This is a genomic window from Georhizobium profundi (assembly GCF_003952725.1).
Taxonomy (GTDB): Bacteria; Pseudomonadota; Alphaproteobacteria; order Rhizobiales; family Rhizobiaceae; genus Georhizobium; species Georhizobium profundi.
The window spans coordinates 2,242,761-2,253,712 of sequence record NZ_CP032509.1 but is presented as its reverse complement, the minus strand read 5'-3'; the positions used below and the strand labels follow the sequence as shown (position 1 = coordinate 2,253,712).

Genomic DNA, 10,952 nt, shown 5'->3' with positions numbered 1-10,952 from the left:
TGTTCGGCCATGTTGCGATTAATATTATTAATAATCAGATTAATCCGGACATCAAATAGCTCTTTTCAACAAATATATCGTTGTGACGGTGTCGGATTTTCGCTTTTTGAGATGCTGAGACATGGGGATTCAATAGAGCGCATTTGATCAACATAAACTTTGCATGACTGCAGCCGAGTGCGAGAGATTTATTATTCGCCAGCAACGTTGGAAGCAAAGATCTCACGTGGTCCTTTGAATTTTCAACACTATAGACGAAATCGTTTACGTGCTCAGCATCCGCGCACATGAATCTGTTTAACAGGTTGTTAAGTCTCTGCGTCGCCACGGGATTACCAGAAGTTCGAGCACGGAACCCCGCGATCAACCGGCAGGAAAAAGGGTGCAGATCAGCCGCTGCGGGCAAAGACTCAACAAATTTTAGGAACGTGTTGACCGTCCCAAACCTTGATAGAAACCACATAGTACTGTGTACCCCACACAGCGACTCTTTATCCATGACATCAAACAATTTATTTAGACTCGAAGTTTCGCTGCCATCGTAGATTATTTTCCCATGAACCAAGGCCTTGCTCAGATTCATCTGGAATGCGTCGTCACATACGAGTCCGAGTTTATAGTACTCGATAATTGTATCGAAGTGATGTTTTTGGAAGCCATTTAAGGCTGCATTGTCAAATGCTGTGACCCTAACGTTTGGCCGCCGAAAAACAACATCGTGAAAAACAGGGACAGGAAGTTCTATTCTGAGTCTATTGAGCAACCCAATTAATCGCTTAAGAACCTTTTCACTATTGCCTTGATCGAATTTCTTGTTTTTCATCATTGATAGGACAGCACTTGCAATGCGCTTTCCGGCCCGTGCCTGCGCCTTTACCGTCAACTTCGACAACCGCTCGTCAATGCGATCGATGGCATTGTTCTCCCGAATGCAGAAATGACGCGCCGCCTCTGGAATAGTCATTATTTTGGTTTTTCCAGAATTTAGCCGAAGATTTCTAGACTGAAGAACCAAATCAATATCACGTAGAAGTATTTTGGCGTCTGCGATAGTATCAACGCCGGCATCTATATCATCCATAAACCGCGCATAACGCTTTTGATTTCGCCGTTCGACGAACGCATCCAGTTCAAACAGATAGGCATGAGCCAGCAATCTAGGTGCATCAATATCAATTTGTGGCAATCCAGTTGACCTAAAAGGCATGAAATCAGGCTGCCAGGATAGACTTCTCAGCACAAATATCAGGAAATCCATAAGACTTTCATTTATTTTCTTCTTTGCGGACAATACATTTCTTAAACTATTGAAATCGATAAAATCATAATAATTAGCAATGTCAGTAACAATTATAATGTTGGAATCAGATTGAAACCCTAATATCTTCTTTTGAAATTTCTTCCAGGCTTCGAAAGTGCCGTATTCGGGCTCGACTCCCTTTTGCTTGGAAAATGAATGGTCTTTGGGCTCAAAAAAAGCATTCTTCGACGGAGACGACTCCTTTATTTGATTATACAAAGTGTCGGATACAGCCTGAAGAATGAGTGTGTCTTCGGGACAGGGAGCAACCATTAAGCGGCAAAGACCCTTACTCTTCTCAACTCTATATCGGGCGGCTTCCGACGGAAGATATCGACCGGTCTCGATCTGACCCCGCACTTTCGTCGCGACGAGGCGTATGTTCACATGAACATCCAGAAAATCGACTAAGTCGGGAAAAAAACCTTTACGTAGGTCATATCGAGTCTTCTTTGTCCATTTTTGGAGAAGACGATTGCGACTGAGGACGTATCGGAGCTCATGCCACCGCAGGGGATATTTGGGAGATTGATTTTCGTTTTTCATGAGAGAAGGATAACTTGCAACTCTTACGCGTAGCTAACCATACTTCATCGACTAGCATCCTCTCAGTCGCCTGCTGACTACAGACCAGTCAAGGTAAAGCACGGCGCTTCTTCGCGTCAAAAAGCATTGAACTGATATCTCGGCAGCCCCCCACCAATCAACTACTCACTCTTTCTCAATCCAACCCATGCTTCACTTCCCGTTCGCGGGGAAGGCCCATGCCAAAAACGATCACGCCTGCAGCACTTCTGTCTGACGAGATCGGCAATTGGTGGGCCGACGAGCGCCGGCGCTGGTGTGCCTATTGCGGGAGGCCCATGCGGTTGAGGTGGCAGGTCGGCAAGCCGGTTCCTCCGCAGAAATCGACGCGCGATCACCTTATTCCCCGCGCCCATGGCGGCAGCAGGATCACCATTCCCCCTGCCGCGGGTGCAACAGCGCCAAGGGCAAGCTGTCCGTCTGCGAGTTTCTGGCAAGCCCGTCCTTCAACACCATTCGCGAGCATAAGCTCGCAAACCGCTGGCCGCTGCATGTCCTCTGGCAGGCGGTGGCGCTTGCCGTGCTCGATCGCGCCGATACAGAGCGTCAGCGAAACGCACCCTAATCCCCCCAAATTTTCCCCGCCCCTCGCGCCCATGCCATACTCCCTTCATCCTTCGCCACGACGGGATGGGACAGGTCGACGGTCCGGTTTCAGCGGTGAGGGACGGCGCTTCCGCCGGTGGCCAACGTAGCTTCCGGCTGGAGAGGTCCCAAAACGGCTCCCCCTGCCACTACGAGCAGGTTCGGCTGCGTGCCCGTGCAAGCGGGCCGACCGCAGGCCCCCAGCCAGGCGACGCGCCCGGGGGTGGTCGGATCCCGCGCAGAGAGCTGGAACCGGGATCTGACGGAGGATGCTCCCGAGAACGCCGCCGGGGCGCGATGACCGTGCCACTCGAACTACATTGACCCAGGCGGCTCGATCCTTGCGCCCCGGACCCGTTATTTCTGCCTCTCCCCGCCGCGGCAAACCGCCCCGTCGGACGCTTTTCTGCGTCCGACAAACGCCAATGACCCCGGATGCTTTCGCGCGTCCGACAATGCCCGAAAGCCGGACACTTTTGCGCGTCCAGAAACACCAACGGAGATCCCTCATGCCGCGCAAGCATTACCCGGACAGGGACCGGTTCAAGTTCCGCCTCGCCTGCGCCGCGGTCGATGCGCAGCTCGGTGCCATCGGAGCCACCATCGAGGTCATGGCGCGGCGGCAATGGCGCCTGCCCCCGGCCGAGGATGCGAGGACCTGCCCGCTCGCCGCCTGCCGGCGCCACCGCGCCTGCCAGAGCGACGCCATCCGCCGCGCCTGCGAGCGCATCCCGTTTGAACGGGCCGAAGCGGCCGAGCGGGCCGCGGAAGACGGCGAATTCCCCTGGAACGTTGTCACCGAGCAGCAGGTAAAGGCCTACGGCGAGCGGCAGAAACGCGACCGGCGGCGCTGACGCCGCGCTTTACCAAGCGCTCTTTATCGCATCGCCGATCTCGCTTAAGCAGGGGCCATGACCCTGCTCAAGCGATCCCTCTCCCTCTCTGGCGCCTCCCGCTTCGCCGCCGCCCGGCTCAAGGCCCTTGGCGCCGCCCTCCTCGCCGCGCTGGCCACGCTGGCGCTCCTGCCGGCGCCTGCGCTTGCGCGCGACTGGCAGCCCTCTGAGCGCATCGAGACCTATGCGGTCACGGGCGCGACGGGCATCGATCTCTACCGCTCCATCGGCGATCGCGCGCCGTCGGCCGGTGTCGGCCAGGCCATCGCCTTCACCGATTTCGAGCTTCTGTGGTCGCGCGATTATCGGCCGCAGCCGGATGGGTCCTGTATCCTCGCCTCCGCCCGGCCGAGCCTCACCATCATCTACCGCTGGCCGGTGGCGCCGTCTGGCCTTGCGCCAGATGTGGCGGCCAGCTGGGCCCGCTTCATCGAAGGCGTCGAAAAGCACGAGCGCGTCCATGGCGACCACGTGATCGAGATGACGGAGAAGATCCAGGCCTTCTCCACCGGCCTGTCGGCGCCGGCCGATGCCGATTGCAACAAGGTCCGCGCCAAGCTCCAGGAGTTCCTGGCCGGCATGGCGGCCGAGCGGCTTGCCCGCGCCCGCGCCTTCGACCGCGACGAGATGGGCAATGGCGGCAATGTCCACCAGCTCATCCTCGCCCTCGTCAACGGTCCGTGAGGAGGCGCGCGCCATGCCCTACCGCCTGACGCCGAAGGACAAGAGTTTCCAGCAGACCGTCCGCCGCATCGCCGGCGAACAGCTCGCCCGCGCCATCGAGGAAGCCCGTGCCGTCCCGCCGGATCCGAATCCGGAGCGGGAAACCGGCAGCACGACGGACACCGGAGCGCAAAACCTCACCGAACGCCAGCGCGTCCACCAGCTGCGCAAGCGCATCAAGAAACTGCGCGGCCTCATCCGCCTGGTCCGGCCCGCCTTCGCAGATTTCGACCGCGAGAACACGGCGCTGCGCGATATCGGCCGGTCGCTCGCGCCGCACCGCGAGGCCCAGTCGCTCGCCGCCGCTTTCGATGACCTCGTCGCCGCCTACCGCTCCGATACGGCACTGCCGCCGCTGCGCAGCCAGTCCGTCACCGCCCTTCGCCGCCGCCTCGTCGTGCCGCTTGCCGAGGAGACCGGCGCCGCCGCCCCGGTCATCGAAGCCGCCGCCACCGAGCTCGCCGCCATCGCCGAACGCGCCCGCTCGTGGAAAATCCGGCCGAAGGGCGCCAAAGCCTTCGCGGAAGGCCTTGCCGATACCCACCGCGCCGCCCGCAAGGCACGCGTCCATGCCGTGAAGGCGCTCGCCGCGATCGACACCGACCCCGCGTCGCCGCAAGCTGCCGAAAGCCGGTGGCACGCCGCCGAGGCGCTGCATGAATGGCGCAAGCGTGTGAAGGCCCACGCCCAGCATCTGCGCGTCCTCGCTCCCGTCTGGCCGGAAGCCATCGATCCCCAGGTCGCCGCCGCCCGCGCGCTCGCCGAAGATCTCGGCCGCCACCACGATCTCGCCGAACTCGTCCGCGCGCTCGGCCAGGACGATCTCGGCCATCACCCCACCCGCGTCGCGTTGATCGATCTCGCCCATACCCGCCAGGCCGCCATCGAGGCGAAAGCGCTCGCCGCCGGCGCGCGGATCCTCGCCGAGAAATCCAAGCCCATGGCCGCCCGCCACCAGGCTCTCTACAAGCTCTGGCGCGCGGAAAACGGCAAGACGGCAAAGGGCGAGACCGGCGACACCGCTCCGGCCGGAAGTCTACCGCCCGTCAAAGGATGGTTCGCCGCCAAGCCAGGAAGGAATGGCGACGCCGATAGCTGACCGGTCACCGCAAAAGCCCGATCCATCACCAGAATTGATTTGTCGATGCCGGGGTGCAGGTCTAGCCAGAGCGCAACCCTCACTCGCTCCCGGTCCCGCAGATGCCCCTTTCAGCCAATGTCCGCGGCGCGATCTTCATGTCGCTGGCCATGGCCGGCTTCCTGTTCAACGACACCGTCGTCAAGGTCCTCGCCGCCGACATGAATGTCGGCCAGGTCATGGCGCTGCGCGGCATCTTCGCCACCATCGCCATCACCGCGCTCGCCTGGTGGCGCCACGCGCTGCGGCCGATCCGGGTGGCGTTCCAGCCGATGATCCTGCTGCGCATCATCGGCGAGGTCGGCGGCACCGTCACCTTCCTCATCGCGCTCACCCACATCCCCATCGCCAACGCCTCTGCCATACTGCAAGCCCTGCCGCTTGCCGTCACCATGGGCGCGGCCCTGTTCCTTTCCGAGCCCGTCGGCTGGCGCCGCTGGAGCGCCATCGCCATCGGCTTCATGGGCGTCATGCTGATCGCGCGGCCCGGTGTCGAAGGCTTCAGCTTCTATTCCATGCTGGTGCTCGGCACCGTGTTCTTCGCCGCCATGCGCGATCTCGCCACCCGCATGGTGCAGGCCGAGGTGCCGTCGCTCTTCCTGTCGGTGGTCACCTCCCCCATCGTCGGCCTCACCGGCGTCATCATGGCCCCGATGATGGGCGGCTGGACCCCGGTCGATGCCGGCCATATCGGCCTCCTGGTTCTCTGCGCCGTCCTGCTCCTGATCGGCTACCAGTTCATCATCATGGCCATGCGCAGCGGCGATATCTCCTTCGTCGCGCCCTTCCGCTACACCAATCTGCTCTGGGCCATCCCCACCGGCTACCTCGTCTTCGGCGATGTCCCCGATGCCTATATGATCATCGGCGCAACCATCATCGTCGTCTCGGGCATCTACACCCTCTACCGCGAACGCAAGCGCCCCGAGGTCGACCCGGTGGCCGCAGAAACGGCACGACAGCCTTCGCCGTAGTTCAACTGCCTGCCTGAACAAATCGGCACAACAAAAAGCTAAGGCCGCCTTTCCTTTTCGGTATCGATGCGCCAATTGGTCGGCGAAGGAATGATCCCGCATGCCACCCGCTCGCTTTCTCGATCCCCGCACCCCGCCGCACATCGTCACGCTCGTCCTCATGGCAGCGCTCGGTGCGTTGAACATGAACGTCTTCCTGCCGTCGCTGCCGGGGATGGCGCGCTATTTCAACGCCGACTATGCGCTCGTGCAGCTCACGGTCTCCGCCTATCTCGCCGGCACCGCGTTTCTGCAGATCTTCATCGGCCCGCTCTCCGACCGCTTCGGCCGTCGTCCGGTGATGCTGGTCAGCATCTGGCTCTTCCTCGGCGCCACGCTGATCTGCATCTTCGCGCCGACGATCGAGATCCTGCTGGTCGGCCGCGTGCTGCAGGCAGTGGTGGTGGCGGGCCTCGTTCTGTCCCGCGCGATCGTGCGCGACATCGTCGGCCCTTCGCAGGCCGCCTCCATGATCGGTTACGTCACGATGGGCATGACGCTGGTGCCGATGGTCGGCCCGGCACTCGGCGGTTTTCTGGACCAGATGTTCGGCTGGCAGGCCAATTTCATCCTCACCTTCCTATTCGGGGTTATGGTGCTGATCGTGTGCTGGCGCGATCAGGGTGAAACCAACCAGGCCATGTCTGCCAATTTCGTTGAGCAGTTCCGCGCCTATCCCGAGTTGCTGAAGGCACGGCGCTTCTGGGGCTACACGCTCACGGCCACCTTTGCCTCCGGCGCATTCTTCTCGTTCCTGGGTGGCGGCCCCTATGTGGCGAACGTCATTCTCGGCATGACCCCGGCCGAACTCGGCTACCACTTCTTCTTCATCGCCTTCGGCTACATGATTGGCAATTTTCTGACGGCGCGGTTCTCCGTCAATGTCGGGCTGAATGCCATGATGGTGATCGGCAATTTGATCTCCGCCCTCGGCATGGCCCTCTCGATCGGGCTCTTCTGGTCCGGCCTCTTCCACCCCATGGCGTTCTTCGGGCCGATCTTCTTCGTCGGCTTCGGCAACGGCATGGCGCTTCCCAATGCCAATGCGGGCATCGTGTCGGTCAGGCCGCGCCTTGCCGGGTCGGCTTCGGGACTCGGTGGGGCATTGATGATCGGTGGCGGCGCGCTGCTGTCGGTGCTGGCCGGTTCGCTTCTGTCGGAGGAGTCCGGCCCATATCCGCTTCTCTACGTCATGTTCTCCTCCTCGATCGCAGGGGTCGCGGCGGCGCTCTACGTCCTCTATGTTGTGCGTCAGGACCGGTCGGCCGGCATCGTGATGGACGACGAATAAGGTCCGACGGAGAGTATTTTGACGGAACGTGAATTCATCGTTCGGCCCGACGCGACCGATCAGCGGCTCTCGACGATCGTCGAAGGCATCGATCAGAACGGCAATGCGGTCGATACGCGGGTGGTGACCGAAAAGGCGTTGACGCTTTATCTGAACGCCCGGGAGATCGTCACCATGATGACGATCGGCGACCATCCCGACCTTCTGGCACTCGGCTACCTGCTGAACCAGAACATGCTGAAGCCAACCGACCGCGTCACCGGCATCGACTACGATGAAGAGCTCGAAGTCGTCGTCGTGCGCACTGAGGAAGAGACAAACTACGAGGACAAGCTGAAGAAGAAGGTCCGCACCTCGGGCTGCGCCCAGGGCACGGTCTTTGGCGACATCATGGACAATCTGGACAGCATTTCATTGTCCAAGGATGCCCGGCTTCGCACATCGTGGCTCTATGCCCTGACGCACAAGATCAACACCGCTCCATCGCTCTACCTCGAGGCAGGCGCGATTCATGGCTGCGTGCTGTGCGAGGAAGATCGGCCGCTCGTCTACATGGAAGATGTCGGTCGTCACAACGCCGTCGACAAGATCGCCGGCTGGATGTTCCAGACGAACGAGGACCCGTCCGACAAGATCTTCTATACGACCGGTCGCCTTACGTCCGAGATGGTCATCAAGACCGCCATGATGGGCATCCCCATCCTGGTATCGCGTTCAGGCTTTACCGCCTGGGGTGTCGAACTCGCCCGCAAGATCGGCCTGACGCTCATCGGCCGTGCGCGCGGAAAGCGCTTCGTCGCGCTGGCCGGTACCGAGCGCATCATCTTCGATCTCGATCCCGACAAGGTGCCGGATGAAGAGGGCCGATCCGGGCGCAAGGGCAGCCGACGCGAGATCGAGGCCGAAGCATGACTGGCCCCTCCAGGAATGACATCCTCGGCTGCGTTCTGGCAGGCGGTCTCTCGCGGCGCATGGGAGGCGGTGACAAGGCGCTGTTAAAGCTCGGCGGCGCCCCTATGCTGACCCGCGTCATCGGTCGGCTCGAACCCCAGGTGTCCGCACTTGTTCTCAACGCCAATGGCGATGCTGACCGCTTTGCGGATTACGGCCTGCCTGTCATTGCTGACACTGTCGGCGACTTCGCCGGGCCGCTTGCTGGCGTTCTTGCCGGCATGCGCCATGCACAAGCCATGGATGAGCCGATCAGCCATGTCGCAACGGCTGCCAGCGATACACCGTTCTTCCCGCTCGATTTGGTGGAGCGCTTCGCCGAGGTGGTAACGACACCTGACACAATTGTTCTCGCCACCTCCGGCGGCAATCGTCATCCCGTCTTTGGCCTGTGGCCGGTCGCGCTCGCCGACGATCTGGAGACATGGCTGAAGGAAAGCGACACCTTCAAGGTGCTGGCTTGGGTCCATCGCCACAGGCTGGCGACAGTGGACTTTGATTTGGTAAGACACGGCGAACGAAGCTTCGATCCGTTCTTCAACGCCAACACGCCGGACGATATGATCGAAGCCGAATATTTCCTTCGGGAGCAGAAGATTTCATGACGAGACACTCCCAGCGCGTCTTCGGCGTCACCGGATGGAAAAACTCCGGCAAGACGGGCCTGACCGTGCGCATCGTCGAGGAACTCACCCGCAGGGGCTGGCGCATCTCCACCGTGAAGCATGCCCATCACGAGTTCGACATCGACAGGGAAAACACCGACAGCTGGCGTCATCGCCAAGCCGGAGCGGGCGAAGTGGCGATCGTTTCCGGCAAGCGCTGGGCGCTTATGCACGAACTGCGTCAGGAAGCCGAGCCTGCGCTTGAAGATATTCTCGAGCGCCTGGCCCCTTGCGACCTGGTGGTCATCGAAGGCTACAAGCGCGAAAACCATCCCAAGATCGAAGCCCGACGGCTCGATGCCGCCAACCGTGAACCATTGGCAGCCGGCGATCCGGGCATCATCGCGATCGCTTCCGATCATCCTGTGACCGAAGACCATCTGCCGGTCTTCGACCTGGACGACACCATCGCCATCTCCGACTTCATCGAGCGCGTCACGGGCTTGGCCAAGCGTCGGAGAGCTGCATCATGAGTGCGGGACGCCGGCTTCTCGACGATTGTTTTCTGCACGACCGTGACCGCATGCGGCATTCAGAAGTGCTCGCTTTGATCTCCGAGCGGCTCTCGCCCATCGTGCCGACGGAATTGGTCCCTCTGCGGGAGGCAGCCGGCAGGATCCTCGCTGAGCAGATCGCGGCCCCGCGCGACGTTCCCTTCTCCGACAATTCCGCGGTCGATGGCTATGCCTTCGCCTATGCCGACTACTTCAAGCGCAACACGCTCGGTATCCGCACGCGCATCGCCGCAGGGGACCTCGCCCCCGTCGAGATCGGCAAAGGCGAAGCGGCACGCATCTTCACCGGTGCAGCAATGCCGACCGGCGCGGACACCGTTGCCATGCAGGAAGATTGCGAGCTTTCGGAGGACGGTTCGACGGTCACCGTACCCAAAGGCCTGAAGCCTGGCGCCAATCGACGGCGTGCCGGCGAGGATGTCGCGCAGGGGTCGATCGCGATCGAACCGTGCGTCCGACTTCGGGCGCAGGATCTTGCCGCGATTGCCTCCTTCGGGTTCGACCAGGTGCCCGTCTATCGCCGCCTGCGGATTGCTGTGCTCTCCACGGGCAACGAGCTTGTCGAGCCGGGCAGCGCCGATCCGTTCCAACCCGGACTGGTTTTCGATAGCAATCGCACCATGCTGGCCGCGTTGGCTGAGACGTTGCCGATCGAGATCACCGATCTCGGCATCCTCAAGGACGACGCTTCCCTCATTGCGCGTACGATCGAAGATGCAGCCGGTAAGCATGACGTGATCCTCAGCACCGGTGGCGCATCGCGTGGCGAGGAAGACCATGTGGTGACGACGCTCGATTCGCTCGGCAAGCGGCATCTATGGCAGATCGCCGTCAAGCCCGGGCGGCCGATGGTGGTGGGCCAAATTCCCACGGACCAGGGGGATTGCGTGTTTTTCGGCCTGCCGGGTAACCCGGTCGCCGTTCTCGTCTGCTTCCTGCTCTATGTTCGGCCCGCATTGACGATCCTGGGCGGCGGGCAGGCCCTTGAACCTGTCCGCTACCAGCTGCCCGCAGCATTCCACATCGCCCGCAAGAAGACCGACCGCCGCGAATTTCTTCGGGGCTGGCTTGCGATCGGCCCTGACGGCATCACCCGCATCGAAAAATTTCCACGCGACGGCTCAGGGCTCATCACAGGACTGCGGCAGGCGACCGGGCTGATCGAGCTTGATGAAGCGGTGAACGAGGTGCGCGAAGGCGACCGTGTCGCTTTTATCCCCTTTAACGAATTCGGCCTTTGAAAACTTACGTGCAGGCCGCTAACGTCAATTTGGATTTTTATTGCAATTGCGA

10 protein-coding genes are annotated in these 10,952 nt (G+C 60.9%); 9 read left to right on the top strand and 1 reads right to left on the bottom strand.

The genetic code is table 11. From position 1 onward, the window contains the following. Positions 1-34 precede the first annotated feature (34 nt). The gene (locus D5400_RS10665; RefSeq protein WP_164527858.1) at positions 35-1,687 is read right to left on the bottom strand and encodes an RNA-directed DNA polymerase; all 1,653 of its coding nucleotides are present in this window, start codon (positions 1,685-1,687) and stop codon (positions 35-37) included. Positions 1,688-2,979: 1,292 nt separating this feature from the next. Here D5400_RS10665 and D5400_RS10660 point away from each other — a divergent pair. The 9 genes from D5400_RS10660 to D5400_RS10620 all read left to right on the top strand — a co-directional run bounded on the left by D5400_RS10660 (position 2,980) and on the right by D5400_RS10620 (position 10,900). After that, the gene (locus D5400_RS10660; protein WP_126010004.1) at positions 2,980-3,324 is read left to right on the top strand and encodes a hypothetical protein; all 345 of its coding nucleotides are present in this window, start codon (positions 2,980-2,982) and stop codon (positions 3,322-3,324) included. 57 nt (positions 3,325-3,381) lie between these two features. Further along, positions 3,382-4,047 (top strand): DUF922 domain-containing Zn-dependent protease, encoded by a 666-nt coding sequence (locus tag D5400_RS10655; protein ID WP_126010003.1) that lies wholly within the window; start codon positions 3,382-3,384, stop codon positions 4,045-4,047. 13 nt (positions 4,048-4,060) lie between these two features. Further along, complete coding sequence (locus D5400_RS10650; RefSeq protein WP_126010002.1) at positions 4,061-5,185, top strand: CHAD domain-containing protein; 1,125 nt, start codon at positions 4,061-4,063, stop codon at positions 5,183-5,185. A gap of 101 nt (positions 5,186-5,286) precedes the next feature. Further along, complete coding sequence (locus tag D5400_RS10645; protein ID WP_126010001.1) at positions 5,287-6,198, top strand: DMT family transporter; 912 nt, start codon at positions 5,287-5,289, stop codon at positions 6,196-6,198. 100 nt (positions 6,199-6,298) lie between these two features. Next, positions 6,299-7,528, top strand: a complete 1,230-nt coding sequence (locus tag D5400_RS10640) for a multidrug effflux MFS transporter (RefSeq protein ID WP_126010000.1) — start codon at positions 6,299-6,301, stop codon at positions 7,526-7,528. A gap of 18 nt (positions 7,529-7,546) precedes the next feature. Beyond that, a complete protein-coding gene (gene fdhD, locus D5400_RS10635; protein WP_126009999.1) occupies positions 7,547-8,440 on the top strand; it encodes a formate dehydrogenase accessory sulfurtransferase FdhD in 894 nt (297 codons plus the stop codon). Continuing rightward, positions 8,437-9,084 (top strand): molybdenum cofactor guanylyltransferase MobA, encoded by a 648-nt coding sequence (gene mobA / locus D5400_RS10630; protein ID WP_126009998.1) that lies wholly within the window; start codon positions 8,437-8,439, stop codon positions 9,082-9,084. The genes fdhD and mobA overlap by 4 nt, the downstream gene beginning before the upstream one ends. Then, a complete protein-coding gene (gene mobB / locus D5400_RS10625) occupies positions 9,081-9,617 on the top strand; it encodes a molybdopterin-guanine dinucleotide biosynthesis protein B (protein WP_126009997.1) in 537 nt (178 codons plus the stop codon). Before mobA ends, mobB begins: the two co-directional genes overlap by 4 nt. Further along, positions 9,614-10,900 (top strand): molybdopterin molybdotransferase MoeA, encoded by a 1,287-nt coding sequence (locus D5400_RS10620; RefSeq protein WP_126009996.1) that lies wholly within the window; start codon positions 9,614-9,616, stop codon positions 10,898-10,900. The genes mobB and D5400_RS10620 overlap by 4 nt, the downstream gene beginning before the upstream one ends. The last annotated feature ends 52 nt before the right edge of the window (positions 10,901-10,952 follow it).